Origin of the sequence: Arenibacter algicola (genome assembly GCF_018860365.1) — a bacterium.
Classification (GTDB): domain Bacteria; phylum Bacteroidota; class Bacteroidia; order Flavobacteriales; family Flavobacteriaceae; genus Arenibacter; species Arenibacter algicola_B.
The window spans coordinates 151,092-172,501 of record NZ_JAHKPO010000001.1 but is presented as its reverse complement, the minus strand read 5'-3'; the positions used below and the strand labels follow the sequence as shown (position 1 = coordinate 172,501).

General features: G+C 40.0%; 15 protein-coding genes. 11 read left to right on the top strand and 4 right to left on the bottom strand.

Annotated features, from left to right (window positions below; translation table 11 throughout):
* The first annotated feature begins 47 nt into the window (after window positions 1-47).
* The 3 genes from KO529_RS00725 to KO529_RS00715 all read left to right on the top strand — a co-directional run bounded on the left by KO529_RS00725 (window position 48) and on the right by KO529_RS00715 (window position 7,168).
* Entirely contained in the window at window positions 48-2,333 is a 2,286-nt protein-coding gene (locus tag KO529_RS00725) for a LamG domain-containing protein (RefSeq protein ID WP_215946034.1), read from the top strand.
* Between the two features lie 144 nt (window positions 2,334-2,477).
* Complete coding sequence (locus tag KO529_RS00720) at window positions 2,478-3,746, top strand: Gfo/Idh/MocA family oxidoreductase (RefSeq protein WP_215946033.1); 1,269 nt, start codon at window positions 2,478-2,480, stop codon at window positions 3,744-3,746.
* A gap of 20 nt (window positions 3,747-3,766) precedes the next feature.
* Entirely contained in the window at window positions 3,767-7,168 is a 3,402-nt protein-coding gene (locus KO529_RS00715) for a DUF1080 domain-containing protein (protein ID WP_215946032.1), read from the top strand.
* A 141-nt stretch (window positions 7,169-7,309) separates the two neighbouring features.
* Here the strand turns inward: KO529_RS00715 and KO529_RS00710 are convergent, their stop codons facing one another.
* The 3 genes from KO529_RS00710 to KO529_RS00700 form a co-directional block, all read right to left on the bottom strand.
* Window positions 7,310-9,874: a TonB-dependent receptor gene (locus KO529_RS00710; RefSeq protein WP_215946031.1), complete on the bottom strand. Its 2,565-nt coding sequence runs from the start codon at window positions 9,872-9,874 to the stop codon at window positions 7,310-7,312.
* Window positions 9,858-10,766, bottom strand: coding sequence for a FecR family protein (locus KO529_RS00705; protein WP_215946030.1), 909 nt, complete (start codon window positions 10,764-10,766; stop codon window positions 9,858-9,860). Before KO529_RS00705 ends, KO529_RS00710 begins: the two co-directional genes overlap by 17 nt.
* Window positions 10,767-10,965: 199 nt before the next feature.
* On the bottom strand, window positions 10,966-11,478 hold the full coding sequence (locus tag KO529_RS00700) for an RNA polymerase sigma factor (RefSeq protein WP_215946029.1): 513 nt from the start codon (window positions 11,476-11,478) through the stop codon (window positions 10,966-10,968).
* Window positions 11,479-11,592: 114 nt separating this feature from the next.
* Here KO529_RS00700 and KO529_RS00695 point away from each other — a divergent pair, with 114 nt between their 5' ends.
* The 5 genes from KO529_RS00695 to KO529_RS00675 all read left to right on the top strand — a co-directional run bounded on the left by KO529_RS00695 (window position 11,593) and on the right by KO529_RS00675 (window position 17,296).
* Window positions 11,593-13,347, top strand: coding sequence for a hypothetical protein (locus tag KO529_RS00695; RefSeq protein ID WP_215946028.1), 1,755 nt, complete (start codon window positions 11,593-11,595; stop codon window positions 13,345-13,347).
* Between the two features lie 138 nt (window positions 13,348-13,485).
* Window positions 13,486-14,823: a signal recognition particle protein gene (gene ffh, locus KO529_RS00690; RefSeq protein WP_072863704.1), complete on the top strand. Its 1,338-nt coding sequence runs from the start codon at window positions 13,486-13,488 to the stop codon at window positions 14,821-14,823.
* A gap of 63 nt (window positions 14,824-14,886) precedes the next feature.
* Window positions 14,887-15,048, top strand: coding sequence for a hypothetical protein (locus tag KO529_RS00685; RefSeq protein WP_215946027.1), 162 nt, complete (start codon window positions 14,887-14,889; stop codon window positions 15,046-15,048).
* Window positions 15,049-15,155: 107 nt separating this feature from the next.
* Window positions 15,156-16,040, top strand: a complete 885-nt coding sequence (locus tag KO529_RS00680; RefSeq protein WP_215946026.1) for a bifunctional 5,10-methylenetetrahydrofolate dehydrogenase/5,10-methenyltetrahydrofolate cyclohydrolase — start codon at window positions 15,156-15,158, stop codon at window positions 16,038-16,040.
* Between the two features lie 188 nt (window positions 16,041-16,228).
* Window positions 16,229-17,296, top strand: coding sequence for a sensor histidine kinase (locus KO529_RS00675; RefSeq protein ID WP_215946025.1), 1,068 nt, complete (start codon window positions 16,229-16,231; stop codon window positions 17,294-17,296).
* 98 nt (window positions 17,297-17,394) lie between these two features.
* Here the strand turns inward: KO529_RS00675 and KO529_RS00670 are convergent, their stop codons facing one another.
* Window positions 17,395-17,544 (bottom strand): hypothetical protein, encoded by a 150-nt coding sequence (locus KO529_RS00670; protein WP_215946024.1) that lies wholly within the window; start codon window positions 17,542-17,544, stop codon window positions 17,395-17,397.
* 205 nt (window positions 17,545-17,749) lie between these two features.
* Between KO529_RS00670 and KO529_RS00665 the strand changes: the two genes are divergently transcribed.
* From KO529_RS00665 to KO529_RS00655, 3 genes are all read left to right on the top strand, one after another.
* A complete protein-coding gene (locus KO529_RS00665; protein WP_215946023.1) occupies window positions 17,750-18,913 on the top strand; it encodes a dipeptidase in 1,164 nt (387 codons plus the stop codon).
* 162 nt (window positions 18,914-19,075) lie between these two features.
* A complete protein-coding gene (fabV, locus tag KO529_RS00660) occupies window positions 19,076-20,263 on the top strand; it encodes an enoyl-ACP reductase FabV (RefSeq protein WP_215946022.1) in 1,188 nt (395 codons plus the stop codon).
* Window positions 20,264-20,322: 59 nt separating this feature from the next.
* Entirely contained in the window at window positions 20,323-21,183 is an 861-nt protein-coding gene (locus KO529_RS00655) for an alpha/beta hydrolase (RefSeq protein WP_252734271.1), read from the top strand.
* The last annotated feature ends 227 nt before the right edge of the window (window positions 21,184-21,410 follow it).

Below are 21,410 nucleotides of genomic sequence, written 5' to 3'. Positions count from 1 at the left end.
TTATTACGTAAATGTTGCAAAGAAGTATAATTTCTAAATGTTGTTTGTTGTTTTTACTTCTATTGTTGAAAGTGGGAACCGCACAGGAATATCAACTTCTTTCCGAAGAGGATAAATGGGATATACGTCTACATTCCCATATTTTGATCGATATTGATCAAATTACAAGTAATGATTTACCTTTTCTGCTTAATGGTAAAACTACCATAGCTCTCTATATTTCGGACTATCAGGAGAATTACAATCCTCTTTTGGAACAATTGGCGAAAAAAAATGATTCGCTCATATTACTGACCGATAAGGTTTTTGAAAAAGACTTCCTTTCTCAATCTTGGGTTCCGCAGATACCAGTACAAAAGGTAGAGACTATTCAATTGGATGCATTGGCCAGTGGTAAAGAGGCCTCCAAATTTGATACCGCAAAGGAACTGGGGGAGGTGAGGGTGTTGGATAAGGAATTTTTAAAGGATAGTGTTTTTACGGATATTTGGAAGCGTTCCGGAAAAATGCCCAATTTCATTCATATTGATCCCGAGTTGTTCGCTAAAGCAGATAGCCTTGTCTTCGACCTAAATAAAAAAAGCAGGATATTTGGAACAGTAAGGTCCAAGTCTGGTTTGTTGAATGGGGTTAGCTTCAAAAATCATAGGAACCTTGTTGTAAACGGACATTTTAGCCTTCCAATAGATCTAAATGAAAACTTGCCCGTGTTTATTCCGCACAAAGCGGGCTATTATTTCTCACCCGATATCATTTATACCACCCCGGAAAATAGTGGTAATCTTAAGGAATTTATTGGTTTTCCCTTGGATTTTGAATACGGTCTAACAGACCATTTTACCTTTGGCACGGCAATTAAGAATACCACTAGGAAAAACGACAAGGAACTTATCGTTAATAATGTAAAGATTCAAGAAGATGAGGTGCATGGAAAGGTGGGTTATTTTAATGAGGGGGCTTATGTGGATGCAGGATTGGACAGTAGGACGGCCTTGGAGGGTAGTTTTACCATCTTGGCTTGGGTTAAGCCAACTGTTCTAACGAGCAACAACAGTATATTGGGGAAGGGGGATAACTTTGTTTTAAAGTTGCACGAAGGCCTATTGACCTTTACCATGGCGGATATAAAAGATTATATATCACAGACGTCTCCAGTGCCATTAAATGAATGGACCCATGTGGCTCTGGTGCACTCCAAAGTGAACGATGAACTTTTGTTCTTTGTGAATGGGGTGCAGACGGATAAGATCAAGCTAATTGAGGACTATGATACCTCCGATTATAATATTGTAATAGGAAGTAATTTATGGCAAGAATTTTTTATAGGATACTTGTCAAATATTAAAATATGGAAACGTGAACTTAATGCGAATGAAATTGCCAAGGAATACCAAAAAATAGAAGTGAACTATGCTGTGGTATCATCCCTGTATGTAAAAATAGGAATAGCTATTGCTGCATTTTTAATTATTTTCTTGGCGCTTAAATTCTGGAAGAAAGGATTAATCAGGGCAAAGTTGTCGCCGGTACCCAAAGAACCGGTAAAAAAACATCACAACAGGGACCAGAAGAGTTTAATTAATGCAGCTGAAAAAATACTTTGTTTTGGAACCCTGCGCATTATAAATTCTGAAGGTGTTGATATTGCCAAAAAATTGTCCCCCAAGTTAAAACAGCTATTTGTTATTGTCTTATTGCATAGTATTGGCGACAAGGATGGAATTAGCACCAAAAAACTTACCGAGGCACTTTGGCCGGGGATGAGCCCAAAGAATGCCAAGAATACCAGAGGGACCAATATACAGAACCTTAGGGCCATTTTGTCCGAAGCCAAAGAAATGAATTTGACATTTCGGGACAAAAGTTGGTATCTGGATATCGGAAAAAATTGTTTTTGTGATTATCAGGAGGTTTTGAATTATTTGAACGATTTGGGTAGAAGTGATATAGCGGTTGCTTATTTGGAAGAGCAATTACCGCAAATGTTCTCTATATTAAAGGCAGATAGATTTTTCGTAAACATGAGTGATTCATGGTTGGATCCCATAGTTGAAAATATGAGCAATAGAATCATAGAATTCTGCTATGATATTTCAAAAATACTGGATCTGGATAGGCATAGCACTTTAATGTACGACTTGGCATCCGTTATGTATATCTACGATGATTTAAATGAGCATGCGTTACAGATCAAATTGCAAATTCTTATTAGGCAGGGAAAATTAAGTTTGGCGCATACTGCTTACGACAATTTTGCCAAGCTTTATGAAAAGATTTATGGAGAGGTTTATACCGTTAAATTTGAGGATATGGTGGTTAATAACCCCTTATAGCACCCATGGATATTTAAAAATAATTATATAATTCGTCTTTTTTCAATTTTATTACCCCAAATATTACCCCCTTTTTTACGCATTGCCGTTTTTCTTTGTGGGTTTAAATATTGAAACTTCAAATAATTAATAGAATAAGCATAGATGGAGAAAAAATCAACCAGCCGTAGGGATTTTGTTAGAAAGTCGCTAGTGGCAGCTGCAGGAATCAGTATAATTCCAAGACATGTCATGGGAGGGACGAATTTTATTCCGCCTAGCGATCAATTGACCAAGGCCGTAATAGGTGTTGGGGGCATGGGCCAAGGACATTTGGATTATGAAGGAACAAGGCTATTGGCAATTTGTGACGCTGATGCCAATCACTTGTCCAGTACCCTACAAAAAGTGGGAAGTGGTGTAAAAGGATACCGCGACTTTAGGGAAGTTTTGCAGAGACCGGATGTGGATATTGTACATATAGCCACTCCTCCCCACTGGCATGGTCTTATGTCTATAATGGCTGCGGAAGCAGGAAAGGATGTTTGGTGCGAAAAGCCGATGACAAGGACCATAGGTGAAGGTAAAAAAGTAGTGGAGGCCATGCAACAGCACGGCAAGATGTTCCGCTTAAATACCTGGTTCCGCTTTAAGGATAATTTTTATGGAATGGGTACTCCGGTAAAAAAGTTGAAGAAGGTAGTGGATAGTGGTGCCCTAGGGTGGCCGCTAAAAGTAACCATTAGCGGGGTTACTGGATTTAATTGGAAATTCTATTGGGTTGGTAAGGAAAATTTAACGCCTCAACCCGTGCCTGCAGAATTGGACTATAATATGTGGCTAGGGCCGGCACCGGAAAAGCCTTATCATCCACATAGGGTACACGGTACCTTTAGAGGATATTGGGACTACGATGGTGGTGGATTGGGAGATATGGGCCAGCACTATATTGATCCGGTACAATACTTTTTAGGAAAAGATAACACCAGTCCGGTTAAAGTTGAGGTAGATGCACCGGAGCAGCACTATGATGCCATAGGTACCTGGAGAAGAATTACCTATACCTATGCCGATGGTTGTCAGATTATTCTCGATGGTGAAAACAGGGATAAGGATGCCGCATATATTGAAGGGCCCAACGGGAAAATATATAACGGATTTAAATCTACCATCCCCAATATAGAGGGCTTGATCAATAGTATACCTGATCCTGAGGAGCAGATTACCGTTTTCTCGGAATCGGTAAAAACTAGACAGAAATTTGCACTTAACGAAGAGAATGGCCACCGTTCCGCAACGGTTGTGAACATGGGTATTATTGCCTTGAGATTGGGTCGTACCTTGGAGTTTGATCCGGTAAAACAGGAGTTTATCAATGATGAGGAAGCCAATCGATTAATAGATCAACCAATGAGGTCCTCTTGGGCTTATTAACCAAATATTAGAATTATAAAATGAATACATTATATAAAAACATAGGTGTGCTAATGCTATTTATGGGCACAATTGCCCTTAGTGCACAGGACAATAGAACCTTGGACACCAAGGTAGCCGATATTTTGATGCAGTTGCCAACGGAAGATCTGGATCATTCAGATCGCTTAATGCAGGAAATAATCGACTTGGGTGGGGATGGGATCCTAAAAATTACGGATAAGCTTGTGCCGCTAGGGAGCGGGGATGACACCAAGGCCAGGTATGCCATCCAGAGTGTGGCCATTTACAGTGGCGGCGAAGAACCTCTAATTCAGAACGGTGTAGTTGAAAATGCCTTGTTAAAAGCGCTGGGGTCCGCCTCTAACGACGAGGTAAAGACCTTTTTAATGGACCGATTAATTTACGTTGGAACAGATGTAAGCGTTCCGGTTTTAAGCAAGTATCTGTCCAATAATGACCTGTTTAAGCCTGCATTGGCCGCTTTAACGGCCATAGGCACAACAGACGCCTCCTTGGCTATTCTTGAAGCTACAGAGCTCGGGGATGTGAAAAAGCAAGCTGCTTTTGTAGAGGCTTTGGGAGCCTTGCAATTTGCTCCTGCCGAAGAAGTATTGAAAGCTAAGGTGAACTCATCGTCAAAAACAGTTCAACAAAGAGCTTTGATGGCTTTGGCCGAAATAGGAAGTCCAACTTCATACGAGGTATTGGAAAAGGCTGTAGCCAGCTCTAATTATCAATTGGACGACACCAAAAGTATTATAGCCTTTATTCACTATGGCAATAAACTGCAAAAGAAAGGCAATAAAGGCTTAAGTAACACCGTGGCCAACGCTTTGCTTAAAAATTGCAAGCTGGATGACCAATTACATTATCGATCTGCGGGAATTCATATGTTGAGTGCCAATGAAGGCACTGCCTTTACCAAGACTTTGTTGAAGGAATCCAAGAACAGCAATAAGAATTATGTTGGTGCCGTATTGGATGCCGCTGGTTCCGATCTTACATCCACTGAGGTTTCACTTTGGGTAAAACAGTATAAGAAGTCATCTGCTGAAATTAAGCCGCTTATAATAAGAATGCTCAGTAAAAGTGATGGCGCAGTTGTTTTTGATAAGGTTATTTTGAAGGCAGTGGAAGACAAGGATGTTTCTGTACGTGAGGCCGGAATAAAATCATTATCCTATCAAGATAAGAACAAGGCCTTGCCGGTATTGTTCAACAGTTTAAAATTGGCTACTTCCCCTGAGGAATATAGTGCTGTGGAGGAAACCTTATTGAGATTGTGCGATGCCAAGGATAGTGGGGTATTAGCAGGTCAGCTACCCAATGTAAATGAGGCTGGCAAGGAAGTATTGGTCAATGTTTTGGCGGACAGAAACGCAACGGATCAATTTGGTACGCTGGTAGCGTATATCGAATCAGGAAGTGAAAATGTTGCTGGTGCGGTATACAAGGCTTTGCCCTCTATTTCAACAGAGAAGGATTTTTCCACATTAATAAGTCTATTGAACAAGACCGATAAGTCCGAAAACATAAAAAATGCACAGCAGGCCATATTGAGCATTCTGGATGAAAGTAATGGCAAATATGCGGATGCTGTGTTCAAGGAGTATAAAATGGCTGCGGATAAGTCAAAATTATTACCTGTATTGGCTTCTTTAAGTAACCAGGAGGCATTGGAATTAGTTTCCCAAAGACTTTCTACAGGTAATGATAGTGAGAAAATGATAGCATTGGATGCCTTGTCCAGCTGGAAAAACAATGATGCATTGCCATATCTATTTAAGACGGCCACGGCTAGTTCTGATGCCGCTATCAGGAAAAATGCGTTTAACAACTATCTGGCCAAGGTTAGAAAATCTGATTACCCTGCTGACCAGAAGTTGCTTTTGGTGAGGAAGTTGATGCCCGAAGCCAAAACTATCGAAGAAAAGAAACAAGTACTTTCTGCAGCACGGACTATAAAAACCTTTCTTTCCCTGATTTTTGTATCGGACTATTTAGATGACCAAGATTTGTTGACAACGGCATCAAATGTGGCCATTGCCATTGCTTTGCCTACTCCTGGTAAACAAGATGGTTTAAGCGGCGAAGTGGTTAGGGATATAGTCTCTAGAAGTATCGACAACCTTACAGGTCCCGATAGTCAGTATATAAAAATTGATGTAAAGGAATTTTTGGATAAAATGCCCAACGAAAAAGGCTTTGTGTCGATCTTTAATGGCAAGGACTTTACAGGATGGGAGGGATTGGTGCAAAACCCAATAGCCCGATCCAAAATGTCCTCAAGAAAATTGGCAGCGGAACAAGCCAAGGCCAATGAGCAAATGATGAAGGATTGGTATATAGAAAACGGTGTTATCGGTTTTAAAGGGGAAGGATATAATAATATCTGTACGGTAAAGGATTATGGCGATTTTGAAATGATCGTGGATTGGAAGATTACCAATGGCGGTGACAGCGGTATTTATCTGAGAGGTACACCTCAGGTTCAAATATGGGACATTGCCAGAGTAGATGCTGGTGCCCAAGTGGGTTCAGGTGGTTTGTACAACAACCAGAAACATGAGAGCAAACCGTTACAGGTGGCCGATAACCCCATAGATGAATGGAATACTTTTAGAATTAAAATGGTAGGTGAGCGCGTTACGGTACACTTAAATGGAGTCTTGGTAACGGATAATGTGGTTTTGGAAAACTATTGGGGTCGCAAGCAGGCTATATTTGCCAAAGAGGCTATTGAATTGCAGGCCCATGGGGAAGACCTGGGCTTTAGGAATATTTATGTAAGGGAAATAGGTTCTGGTGATGATCAGTTGACCGAGGAAGAAAAGAAGGAAGGTTTTAAATCTTTGTTGAATGGTAAGGATCTAGATCATTGGGTAGGAAATAAGACGGATTATATCATGGAAAACAATGAGCTTTTGGTACGCCCTAAAAGAGGTGGACATGGCAACTTGTTTACAGCTGAAGAATATTCGGATTTCATTTTCAGATTTGATTTTAAATTAACCCCTGGCGCCAATAACGGTTTGGGTATTCATGCTCCCTTAAAAGGTGATGCCGCCTATGAAGGTAAAGAATTGCAGATTTTGGACGATACAGCTGAAATATACGCCAATCTAAAACCTTACCAATACCATGGGTCCGTATACGGAATTATTGCGGCCAAAAGAGGTGCCCTGAACCCGGTAGGGGAGTGGAATTCACAAGAAGTAATCGTTAAGGGGAATCATGTAAAAATAACCTTGAACGGCACCGTCATTGTGGATGGAGATTGGAAAGAAGCGTCCAAGAACGGGACGGCAGACCATAAGGATCACCCAGGCCTGGAAAGGAATACAGGTCATATTGGTTTCTTGGGCCATGGTGCAGAATTGGCCTTTAGAAATATTAGAATTAAGGATTTGAGCAAATAATTTGATTGATTATTTATTTATATGCCGGGAGTTTTGGATAGGTGTTATCCTAAAGCTTCCGGCTTTTTTTATGGCAAAGATCCAAGGGCCTTTATTTTGAAGTGAGTTTGATTAATTGTTTTGTAAAAAACAGGAGGTGCGCTAAAAGCTCATTCGGAAACTAAAGTTGGGGGTAATACCCAAGGAAACCCTTTCTATGGTTTCAATTTCGTTTTGCTCATTTATCCTATAATAGATGTTCAGGATGTTTTTTTTGTTCAATAGGTTCAAAACGGAAGCACCTACCGAGGATTTTATACCTTGGCTAATTTTGAAGTTATAGATAAACGAAGCATCTGCCCTTAGGTAGGCTGGGAGCCTACTGCTGTTGGGATCCTCGTAGTTAATTTGGTTTGGGAAAACATTCAGTATTATAGAATTGTTGCCTTCCTGTGGCTTGGTGTACGGCCTTCCCGTGTGATAATTGGCTCCAAGTCCCATTCTAAAACTCTTATAAGTATAGGTGCCTGCAAAGGTTAAAGTGTGCCTAATGTCCAAATTGTTGGGAAACTGGTTGGGCGTTATATTCTCAAAAGTGTAATTATTGGTGTTGTAGGCATAACTGAGCCATGTGCTATAGGTTGCAGTTTTTTTGTTGATCAAGAATTCTATTCCGGATACATCGTATTTTCCTATTTCGCCGTTGAATTGATCTTGGTTTTGAAATCCCTGTGTAGCCGTGCTTATACCGTCTACCTTTTTGTAGAACCCTTCAACACCTACATAAAGTGTATTTTTGTCATAGTTTATCCCAAGGGATATTTGTTTGCTTTTTGTAATGGGCAGTATTTCATTATCAGAAAGTGTCCATCGCCTTTTCTCTATCCCCAGAAAATTCTGTTCCAGATCGATTATTTGGTTGGTGGTCTGACTTTTAAATTCTCCCAGTAATTCGGTCTTAAGGCCGTCGGTCAAAGCATAATTTATGTTTAATCTAGGTTCTAGAATAACTTCATCAAAGGTTTTAAAGGTCTTTAGGTTTTTAATGTAATTCAGTCTAAGTCCGCCCCTGGCATTAAATTTTTCATTTTTCGACCTATAATCCAACTCAGAAAATAAGGAATGGGTCATAATTACCCCTTTTATGTTGCTTCTATATGCGGGTTGGGTAACTTGGGTAAAGTTGGTTATGCCTACCTCATTAAGCTGATATCCGTTCAACCAATTAAGGTTTTGCCCCAGGTTGTAATTAGAGTTCAACTTTATTGCCTTTTCCAAAACCTGGTTACTCTGAAAAAGCTGTTGGGACTGTGAAGGAATGTTTTGGGAATCCAAATTGTAACGGGTGTAATACAGGTTTAAATGAGTGCTCCATCTAGGCGTCCATTTACTTTCCAAGCTTCCCCCAAAGGAAAGATTGGTCTGTTCCAATAAGCTTTTAGCAGTGCCCTCCTCAGTTTTTTCAGTGTATTTAAGGTGGTTGTTGGTATTGATAAAACTTAGTCTGGCCTTCTGATTTTCATTGATGTCATAAAGCAGTTTACCCGTAAAGTCATAGAAATAAAAGTTTTCGTCCCTAACTGTGTTTTCGGGATTGGAGGAGTTGTTGTTTTCCTTGACCTCGCTGTCCTGAAACACTTTATCAAAATACCGATTGTAAGTTGGGGTATTTATAATATCTGTGGTAGATCGCCTTCCTGAAAACTGAACGGATACTTTCTCGGAAAGGGGTAGTTGTCCAAAAACATCGCCACTTAATAGATTAAATCCTGCCCCGCCCACGAATGAATCGCCGATATCGTTTCTAGTCCTTATATTTATCACACTGCTTACACCATCGCCATATTGTACACTGGTCCCATTTTTTATGATGTTCACATTTTCGATCAAATAGGGATTAAAGGCAGAGATCAAACCAAAAAAATGTCCGGAGTGGTACATTTTTATACCATCCCACAACACTAAATTTTGGTCGTTGGTGCCTCCCCGAACATTAATATCGGATACGGTCTCATCTACACTCTTAATACCGGGCAATGCTTGTATGGTCTGTAGTACGTCAGGCTCTATAAGACCAGGTAAAATTCCGAATTTATCCGTATTGAGTTCAATGCTGGCATCCGGTTCTTTGGTAATGCCTGTGGTAAGAAATTGATAGACAACAACTTCTTCCAATTGCTGATAATTTGGAGACAATAAAATAGTCTTGCAGGGATTGTTAGCTGCCAGTTCTTCCGCGCTCAAATATTTGGTTTTAAAGCCAAGATGTTTGATCGCGATATTCGCATTTCTGGGTACCTCCTTTATTTTGAACTGTCCTTCCAGATCGGTAATTTGGGATATATTACTGCCCAAAACCTCCACGGTAGCATTCATGATGGTGCTGTTCTCAAAGTTGTCCACCACATTGGCGCAGATATCCACGAACTTGCTTTTGGATATGGCAAAATAACGGTCATTGAGTTTAGTAATGTCCAGCAGGGTCTGTTTGCGGAGCTCTTCCAGTATTTGGGGTAGTGAATCGGTATCCGGAACGGAAAACTGCAGCTGACCCAAGTCCTGATCCACATAGGAGAACTTAATGTTGAACTCCCGTTCCAGTTCTTCCAAATAGCTAATTAGATTTACTTTTTGTGCACTATTTTCTTGTGCCCAATTGGAATAAGGAACTAGTAGAAACAAATATAGGGCAATGACAAATACAACGTATTTATTGTGTTTCAGCATAAAATAGCACTTTATTCCCCTCTAGTTTAAACTTGATCTGAGAAGGAGTACTTATACTTTGCAACGCTAATTCCTTATCGGTATTGCTAAAGGATCCTGTAAATAATTGATTGGTATCAATATTTTCGGTAGCGACTTCAATATTGAATTGTCTTTGAAATTCATCCAAAACAAATTTCAAGGGAATACTCTTAAAACTGCTTTCGTTCCTTATCCAAGATGGTTCCTTGATATTTGGTATTTTCAGGGCCTGTAATTCACCATTTATAACCACCAAGGAATTACCGGCGGGAAGTTTAACCTCCTCCTTGTTGTAGATGACACTTACCAAACCCTCGTAACAGGCTACTTCGAAATAGCCTTTTCTATTTTCTACATTAAATTGTGTGCCTAGAACGGTAACAGTTCCATTCTCTGTTGTTACGGTAAAACGCTTGCCCTTGGCAACCTTAAAAAAAGCTTCTCCGTTCAGTGCTATATCTCTTTTTTTGGACCAATTTTTTTTGCTGTACGAAATTTGGGAATCGGCATTTAGTTGAACCTTCGATGCGTCCGGAAGCACTATTTGGGCCCTTTCGGCATATTGCGTACTTATTTCTTCGTTTAAATTGCCATAGTACAAAAAGGAGGCAACAAAAATCAGGGCTATGGCAGCAGCGATGCCCATGTATTTTTTATAGGGATTAAGTTTAATTACTTTGCTCTTAGTGGAAGCCTTGTGTTTGTTGAGGTCTTCAAAAGCCTTGGCCATGTCAAAGTCTGGCGCTGCCAAATTATTGGTGGCCTCCCGTAGTTTTAAATACGAGGCATATTCTTTGGACTCCTTAAATTTAGCCAACTCCTCTTCCGTCAGTTCGTTGTTGAGCCATTTTGCCAAATAATTTTCTTGCATGGTTTCTAGCTTTATATAGGTATAACAATCAAAAAAGAAAATACCCTACTTTCAAATAAACATTTATTATTGGTATTTAGGTTTTAGTATTGGGTTTTGGGATTGGGACTGCTGAATAAAATATAAATTTTATAACACTATATAGTATAAAACAATCCAATAGCTCATTTACTCATTACTAAATACTCATTACCATCTTTTATATCCCTTCAATCTGTTCCCTAAGTGTTTTTAGGGCCAGGTGCATTCTTTTTTCAATGGCTTTTACACTTACACCTTCCATCTCGGCTATTTCCGCATATTTCTTTCCGTCGATCCTATTCAATAAAAAGGTAGTACGTTGGTTTTCGGGTAAAGCCGCCAACGCCCGTTCCAATTTTTCTTTATATTCCTGTTCTTCCAATAAAAAGTCCGGGGACTCGTTTACAACTGCACTGGTCTCGGGCGCGTATTTTAATCTTACTTTTTCCGCCTTTAAAACATTCAGGTATAAATTGTTGGCAATGGTATATACATAGGACTTTGCTTTATCTGGAGCAACCTTGGAACAATTCTCCCATAATTTTATAAATGCTTCCTGTACAACGTCATACGCTTTTTCCTCGTTGCCAAACTTATAATATATATAGTTAAAGACCGTTTTGGAATAAGTGCTGAAGATTGAGGCGTAAACGTCATCCTTGCATACATGTTCTTCTTTGATAGCTTTCAATCCTGGTCGTTTTTAATTTTTTCAAAGATATTTTAAAAAAAATGAAAAATTGGGTAGGGTATTTTAAAAGTGAGTTGTTTTAGAGATATACGAACAAATAAAAACCAAATCGTTATGAAAAAGTTTATGTCATATTTAATGTTCTCGAGCCTACTTCTTGTAGCATTAAGTTTTACTTCCTGCCAGGAAGAATTTGAAGAATTGCCTGGTGAGGATAGTCAGGAAGCCATATTGGCAAGTTCCAGTACGGCACAATTAATAAAAAGAACTTCCTCTAAAGATGGTTCTTATGACAATATTGTGGATGGGGCAAGTTGTTTTGCAATCAACTTTCCTTATGTGGTAAATGTAAATGGCCTAGATGTTAATATAGATGCTGTTGAAGATTTAAAGTTGATAAAGCAGCTTTTTAATGAGGTGGAGGTAGATGATGATATCTTGGAAATTATTTTCCCTATACAGATTACCTTGTCGGATTATACCGAAATAACCATAAGTAACAAGGAACAACTTCGTGAAAAGGTCGAGGAATGTATTGAAGGTGGGGATGATGATGACATAGAATGTATAGATTTTGTGTATCCAATAGTGGTTTATTCCTTTGATATTAATCTGCAGCAAACCGGTAATGTAACTGTGCAAAATGATATGCAATTAAGACGCTATTTTGCGGAGCGTGGGGACGATGATCTACTTAGTTTCGATTTCCCAATTACATTGGAGTTATATGATGATACCAAGGTTAGTGTAAATAATAATGCCGAATTGGCCAATGCTATTGAAACTGCTAAAAGTGAATGTGATGAGGATGATGATGACGATTATTATGATGACTTTACCCAAGAGCGTTTGGAGGAATATCTTGTTGCCTGCCCATGGTTGGTAAATGAAGTAATAAGGGCCAATGTAGACAACACAGGTCAGTATTTTGACTACGTAATGAATTTTACCGAAGACGGGAATGTGGTAATGAAAGATAGGGTCGGTAACAGTTTAATGGGAACTTGGAGTACCAGAATTGGAGACAACAGAGTATTGTTGAAGTTGGAGTTTGAAGCCTTGGCCGATTTTGATCTGGAGTGGTTTGTCTATGATCTGGAAGATGGTAAAATTAAATTGTATGCCGGAGAAGGGGAGCGGATAATTATGAAAAAGGCATGTGATATCGTAGATAATACGCCGGATACCTTGAGGGAAATTTTGAAGGAATGTAGCTGGGTCATAAAAAAGGTGAAGCTGAACAACGAGGATGTTGATAGGCTTTTAGGATATGAGTTTAGTTTTCATGCTGAAGGAGTGGTGACTTTAAGTAACGAGTCCAATATTTCCGAAGGAACATGGGCTGTTACTACCAATGCCCAAGGGCGTTTGGTTATGGCAATTACCATGGGGGACGAGCCAGGGGTAAGCTTTGAATGGTTGTTGTCCGATCTTAGGGACAAACGCTTAGGCTTTAGTATTGAAGATGATAATTATGAACTTATTTTGGAAAGGGTTTGTGATAATAATTCCGATGATGACGATGTTGCCGAGATAAGAAATATTATGATGGGTGGCGAATGGATGATTGCAAAATATATGGAGGGTGATAATGATGAAACCCAGAATTATGCTGCCTTTACCTTTGCCTTTCAGGCCGAACTTGCTGTTAATGTTACAGCAGGAGAAACTGGACCTACTTACCCAGGACTATGGAGAATAATCAGGGATAGTGAAGGGGAATTGAAATGTTATCTTAATTTTGGCTTGGCGACTGCTATGCAGGTCTTAATGGACGATTGGAAAATTGTCTCCATTACCAATGATCGTATAGAGTTGAAGATGGTTAATGAGAACAGTGTAGAAGTTCTGGTCTTCGAAAAGAAATAAAAATTTTGCCCCAATTTTTGGAAAAGGGTGGCTTCTTCAGGAAGCTGCCCTTTTTTTACTTTTATATTTTTCATCCCAAGCTTCACACTTACGGCAGTTATTCTTAAATTTGCGCTTTCCTGATAATACAGTAAGACTATGTTTGATAATTTAAGTGAAAAGTTGGATAAGGCGTTACATGTTCTAAAAGGACATGGACAAATTACAGAGATCAATGTTGCGGAAACCTTAAAGGAAGTGCGTAGGGCACTTTTGGATGCGGATGTCAACTTTAAAATTGCCAAGGAGTTTACCAATAAGGTGAAGGAAAAGGCATTGGGACAGGATGTGTTGACCTCCCTTCAGCCAGGCCAGTTAATGGTAAAATTGGTGAAGGATGAGCTTACGGAGCTTATGGGCGGAGACGCAGAGGGCATCAATTTATCCGGTACGCCTTCCGTTATCCTAATGTCCGGTTTACAAGGTTCGGGTAAAACTACCTTTTCAGGAAAATTGGCCAATTACCTTAAAACCAAAAAGACTAAAAAACCATTGTTGGTGGCATGTGATGTCTATAGGCCTGCAGCGATAGACCAACTTCATGTAGTTGGGGAACAGATTGGTGTTGAGGTTTTTTCGGACCGGGGAAATAATGATCCCGTTGCCATCTCAAAAGCAGGTATTGCCCATGCAAAGGCCAATGGTTTTAATGTAGTTATTATAGATACGGCAGGTCGTTTGGCTGTGGATGAGCAAATGATGAATGAAATTGCCAATATCCATAAAGCCATTCAGCCTCAGGAAACCCTGTTTGTGGTCGATTCCATGACTGGTCAGGATGCTGTTAATACCGCCAAATCATTTAATGATGTTCTTAATTTTGACGGGGTAATATTAACAAAATTGGATGGTGATACCCGTGGTGGTGCGGCCATTTCAATTAAGTCGGTCGTAAACAAACCAATTAAGTTTATAGGTACTGGGGAAAAGATGGATGCCATAGATGTCTTCTACCCTTCCCGTATGGCCGAGAGAATTCTTGGTATGGGAGATGTGGTTTCTTTGGTGGAAAGGGCTCAGGAACAGTTTGATGAGGAAGAGGCCAGAAAAATCCAGAAGAAGATAGCCAAGAACAAATTTGGTTTCGATGACTTTTTAAGCCAGATCCAGCAGATAAAAAAGATGGGGAGTCTTAAAGACCTTATGGGGATGATCCCAGGTGCTGGAAAGGCATTAAAAGGTTTGGATATAGATGATGACGCCTTTAAACATATAGAGGCCATTATACATTCCATGACCCCGGATGAACGATCTACCCCTGCCAAATTAAATGCTAGCCGTAAAAAGCGGATAGCCAAAGGCAGTGGTACCAGCATTCAGGAAATAAATCAATTGCTGAAGCAGTTTGATCAAATGAGCAAGATGATGAAGATGATGCAGGGCGGCGGCGGCAAAAAGATGATGCAGATGATGGGGGCCATGAAGGGGATGAAGTAATTTTATTCAAGGTTCAAGGTTCCTGGTGTAAATGAGATGTCCTAATGGCAAAGGTTGAAAGGCTTGAAGATTTGGGAATATGGCAGTTGGTTCGGGGGATATGATAAATATTTTATCAGCAAGTTGACAGATGCTGATAGTGAAAATTCGGAAACCCAGGTTTGGTTGAAATTTACCGAATCTTGTCAAAATATATCAGCTGTTGATAAAAAGGAACCTTATTGAAGGAAGTTTGGAAACAGGACGATTATTACAATACATGATTAACAACCAGGGCAAGTATGGTGTTTAAGGGACTGCCAACTGCCACTGTAAACTGAATACAAGAAAAAATGGAATTACTGGACGGTAAAAAAGTATCGAATCAAATTAAGGAGGAAATAGCCGCTGAGGTGGCTAAAATGAGGGAGCGCGGAGAAAAGGTGCCACATTTGGCGGCAGTTATCGTTGGGAACGACGGTGCCAGTCTTACCTATGTTGGTAGCAAGGTAAGGTCTTGTGAGAAAGTAGGATTCGAATCTACCTTGGTGCAGTTGCCAAGCACTACTTCGGAACAGGAGTTGTTGAACAAGATAGAAGAACTTAATCAGAATGACGATATAGACGGATTTATTGTCCAATTGCCCTTACCAGAGCAGATCAACACACAACGTGTTCTTTTGGCAGTGGATCCGGATAAGGATGTGGACGGATTTCATCCTACCAATTTCGGAAAGATGGCCCTGGATATGAGTACTTTTATTCCTGCCACGCCTTTTGGTATATTGGAACTTTTGGAAAGATATAAAGTAGAGACCAAAGGGAAACATACAGTGGTTATTGGTCGTAGCCATATTGTGGGTAGACCTATGAGCATACTTATGGGAAGAAAAGGCTGGCCCGGTAACTCCACGGTAACCTTGACCCATAGCCATACCAAAAATATAACCCAGATAATTTCGCAGGCCGATATAGTTATTTCGGCATTGGGAGTACCCAACTTTTTAAAAGCCGAAATGGTGAAGGATGATGCGGTAATCATCGATGTGGGTATTACGCGTGTCCCTGATGACACCAAAGAAAGAGGATATTATATTACTGGCGATGTTGATTTTGAAAATGTGAGCAAGAAGGCCTCTTATATTACCCCGGTTCCCGGAGGTGTGGGGCCAATGACTATTGCCATGTTGTTGAAAAATACCTTGTTGGCACGGGAAAGGCATAGAAGCCAAAAATAATGCTTAAAGACCGCATTTATTTTATCTGCGGTTTTTTTGTTTTTACCCAGATCCTCATGACGAGATTTGAAACAGGAGCTTTTTGTGTTTGTTATACAAACACCTCGGAGTTTGGTCTTGGGCAGTACCGGTAGAAGTATTTATTTTTTTGTTTAAAAACCGTATATTACCCTTATCTTATCAGGAGCATGCAAAAAACAAAAGACCTTAGCCTAGAACCCTTTTTTAATCTTTCCATGGATTTATTATGTATAGCCGGTTATGAGGGCTATTTTAAAAAAGTAAATCCAGCATTGGTGCAACTATTGGGCTATACTGAAGAGGAGTTGTTTTCCAGACAAATACGAGAGTTTATTTATGAGGAGGATAGGGATATGACAGCCAGATATAGGGATAATTTGACAAACAATGTCCCTTTGGTGAATTATGAAAACAGATATGTCTGCAAATCGGGAGAAATAGTTTGGTTGCATTGGACGTCGATTCCCTTGGAGGATGAAAATCTTATATATGCTATTGCCAAAAATATTACCCACAAAAAGAAATTGGAAAAAGAGCGTATAGAACATCTTATTGACCTAGTAAATAAAAATCAAGAATTAAAACAGCTCAATTATACCACATCCCATGATTTAAGGTCTCCGGTAAACAACCTATTGTCCATATTCGGGTTTTTGGATTTTAGTAAAATTGATGATGATGAAATATTGGAAACCTTGGATTATATGAAGATGGCTACGGAAGGCATCAACAATTCACTAAACAACTATGTGGACCTTTTGACTAAAAAAGACAGCTCTCAGATAGATTTGAAGGAGGTAGACTTTGAAATAGTCCTACAGCAGGTTAAACAATCTATAAGTTCCTTGTTGAATAATGCACGGGTAACTTTTAAGGTAGATTTTTCTGCACTGGGCAGTGTACGGCACAACCTCAATTATATGGAAAGTATTTTTCTGAACCTGTTGACCAATTCCATTAAATACGCCAGGCCAGATGTTCCACCTGTAATTTCTATAAAATCACAAGTTGTAGAGGGAAAAAAACAGCTGATATATTCAGATAATGGTCTTGGTTTTGACATGGAAAAATATGGGAGTAAAATTTTTGGACTCAATCAAAAATTCCATAATAATGGAGATAGTAAAGGGGTTGGACTTTACCTGGTATATAATCATATTAATAGTCTAGGGGGTACTATTGCGGTAGAAAGTGAAGTTAATAAAGGGGCAACCTTTACGATTACCTTTAAATGATTGGGAGGCAACTTTGAAAGGGCTTGTTAAGGAAGTAGAATGATAATATAAAGGTCGGTTTAGAGCATGATATTCTCCAAACCGACCTTTTTTTATGCCTATTCCGTTGGTTCAAAAATCTCTAGAGAGTTTTGGGTACTGTCGGTAGGCGTTAGGACATCAATTTTTTCCTCATCTTCGTCGTTGGTACAACTGCTGATGGTTAGCGTGCAAAATAGGAATGTGGCTAAGTAGATTATTTTTTTCATGAGTTCAGATTTTAGTAGGTGTGTCCAAATTCAATTTAATGTAATAACGTTTAATTTTCATTTTTGTTTTGTGACCTTTATGTTTTCGGGGAACACCAAAAAGATAGCTGCTCAATTGAGTTTTAAAATTTATAAATCAATATACTTTATAGCGGTTTTTAATTTATTTTGATTAATTTTTAGCTCGTTAAACAGGCGAAATTGCATGAAAAAATTTCTTAGGTACGCTTTGGCCATTGTCCTCCTTCTATATTTCTTGGCAACGTTTATTGTGTCTCCCATCTTGGACAAGCAGATGAACCTTGTTGAATATAGCGATCCCAGGCAACTGGGAGCCGAAGCAAAAGAATTGTATAAGTCATTGGAGTTTATTGCAGATTTGCACTGCGACGCCTTGTTATGGGATAGAGACTTGACAAAAAAGCTGGATTATGCACATTTGGATTTTCCGCGAATGCAACAGGCAAATATGAGCTTGCAGGCGTTTACCATTGTTACCAAATCTCCCAAAGGACAGAATTTTAAGCAGAACAGTGCGGATGCCTTCGATAAAATTACGATGTTGAATTTCGTACAGGGCCGACTGCCAGATAAGTGGTTTAGCCTTTATAAGCGGGCCGAGTACCAGGCAAGGGCTTTGCAGGACTACCAAGATAAGTATGCCGGTAAGTTCTTATTGGTGAAATCGCGCCAGGATTTAAAAAATTTGATCGAATTAAAAAAAACAGACCCTGAGGTGATCGGAGGTTTCCTGGGAATTGAAGGTGGCCATTGTCTGGAAGGGAATTTGGATAATCTACAAAATCTTTATTACGAAGGGGTTAGAATGATGGCTCCCACGCATTTTTTTGATAACGAACTAGGTGGGTCTGCACATGGTCTTTCCGGGGCAGGGCTTACCGATTTCGGCAGGGAGGTAATCCACGAGATGAACCGCTTGGGTGTCATAATTGATTTGGCACATGTCTCCCCAAAAATGATAGATGAAATACTTGACCAAACTACCCGACCAGTAGTGGTGTCGCACACTGGCGTTAAAGGGACCAAGGATAGCCCCCGGAATATATCGGATCGCCATATAAATAGAATTGCAGCATCCGGCGGACTAATAGGCATTGGGTTCTTTAAGGGTGCCATAAAAGGGGAGATTAAGCACATTGTGGAGGCTATGAAGTATGTCCGTGACCTAGTCGGCATTGAGCATGTGGCCCTTGGGTCCGATTTTGATGGGGCAGCCACAACACCTATTGATGTAACCGGCCTGCCTTTTATTGTTCAGGAATTAATGAACCAAGGGTTTTCAGAATTGGAGATAAGAGCCATAATGGGCGAGAATGTTAAGCGATTTTTGTCGGAACAATTGCCTTAGCATTGGTGTAGTTTTATTTAAATCTGCATAATAGGATGCAATTTTCCCCACTACAACTTTATCTTTTGAATCTTTTATATATCTTCGATAATTGGGAAAATTATAAATAATATGCACTACTACATATTCCATATTGGGAAAGTGCAGAAAATAAATTAAGAAATGATAATAGAGCCTAGAACACGCGGATTTATATGCCTTACCTCCCATCCTAAAGGATGTGAACAAAATGTTATTGATCAAATTGAATATATAAAATCCAAAGGGGCCATTGATGGCGCTAAAAAAGTATTGGTAATAGGAGCTTCCACTGGATTTGGCTTGGCTTCGAGGATTACCAGTGCCTTTGGATCCGGAGCTGCTACAATAGGGGTGTTTTTTGAAAAACCGCCTTCAGAGGGCAGGCCGGCCTCGCCAGGCTGGTACAACAGTGCCGCCTTTGAAAAGGAAGCACATAAGGCAGGATTGTATGCCAAAAGTATAAACGGGGATGCCTTCTCCAATGAAATTAAAAAACAAACCTTGGACCTGATCAAAGCCGATTTGGGCCAAATAGATATGGTTATTTATAGCTTGGCTTCACCGGTAAGGACGCATCCGGATACCGGGGTAAAGTATAAATCGGTCTTAAAGCCCATAGGAGCGAAATTTCAAAACAAAACGGTGGACTTTCATACTGGGGCAGTGTCCGAAGTATCCATAGAACCGGCCCAAGGGGATGATATAGAGAATACGGTTGCCGTGATGGGAGGTGAGGACTGGAAAATGTGGATCGATGATTTAAAAAGTGAAGGATTGCTTTCAGAAGGATTTACTACTATAGCCTATTCTTATATTGGCCCTTCGCTTACAGAGGCAGTGTATAGAAAAGGTACCATTGGTCGTGCCAAGGATCATTTGGAGGCTACTGCTTTTACCATATCGGACAGTTTAAAACCGTTAAATGGGAAAGCTTATGTTTCCGTGAATAAGGCATTGGTAACCCAGGCAAGTTCTGCCATACCTGTAATTCCGTTATACATATCCCTATTGTACAAGGTAATGAAGGAAGAAGGTATACATGAAGGTTGTATAGAGCAGATCCAACGTTTGTTCCAAGATAGATTGTATGCAGGCACAACACCTACAGATGATAAAGGAAGAATACGAATAGATGATTGGGAAATGCGCGCAGATGTGCAGGCCAGGGTAGCAGAACTATGGAAAGAGGCCACTACGGAAACCTTGCCTAAAATTGGTGACCTTAAGGGCTATGAAAAAGATTTCTTCAATTTGTTCGGGTTTATGGTAGATGGGGTAGATTATGATGCGGACGTGAACGAAATGGTTGAAATTCCTGGGCTTCAGTAAATATTTGCCTCCCTTACCCAATCATAAATTTATACTGCTTCGGTAGAAATTTGATAAATATGCGAAACAATCTATTATTGCTATGTACGCTAATGTGCCTGGCCGTCTCCAGCGCGCAGACCGGAAAGGTATTTGACGCACTCACAATGAAGAGTGAAATCCTAAAAAGTGAAAGGAAATTTGCCGTATATCTGCCACCGGATTACGAAACTTCCAATAGGAGTTACCCTGTATTGTATTTGTTGCACGGTGCTGGTGATGATCAAACGGGTTGGGTGCAATTTGGAGAGGTGTTGCGCATTACGGATAACGCCATTAAAGAGGGCAAGGCTACTCCTATGGTTATTGTTATGCCAGACGCCAACACGGGAACCAGGGGATATTTTAATTCCATTAAAGGGGATTGGAGGTATGAGGATTTCTTTTTTGAAGAGTTAATGCCCTATGTAGAGAAGAAGTATCGCATTAAGGGGGAGAAACGCTTTAGGGCCATAGCCGGACTTTCCATGGGAGGCGGTGGATCGTTTATGTACGCGTTGCGCCATCCCGAACTGTTTTCTTCGGCCTGTCCTTTAAGTGCCTATATCGGAGCCTTAAGTTTAGACGAATTTAAACAAAGACTTAAAAGTAATAATGAGAGTTATGAAGATGGCCTTGTAAGTGCCTATTATGAAAAGCACAATGCCCTATCCCTAATACAGGCTTCATCCCTGGAAGATTTAAAATCGGTTAGATGGTACATAGATTGCGGGGACGATGATTTTCTTTATGAAGGCAATAGTTTAGTGCACATTGCCATGAAAAAGAAAGAGGTGCCCCATGAATATAGGGTAAGGGAAGGACGTCATAGTTGGACCTATTGGCGGGAGTCCCTTCCCGTGGTTTTGGAATTTGTCTCCGATGCCTTCCATCAGTATTGATGTATAAATAAGGTGAGTTCGATTGATTTTAATTGTGAATGAGTTGCTTAGTGTAATGTTGTCCGGTCGAGCCTGCCCGTTCCGTTCAGGCGGGCGCAGTCGAGACCTTATTTTAAAGCTGTAATTGTCAATAACCTCTCGACTGCGCTCCAGGAGACAGAGCATTAACTTTAATAGGTTGGTCTTTAGGTATTTGTATTTAATTTTAAATTAAACTCACATTAACT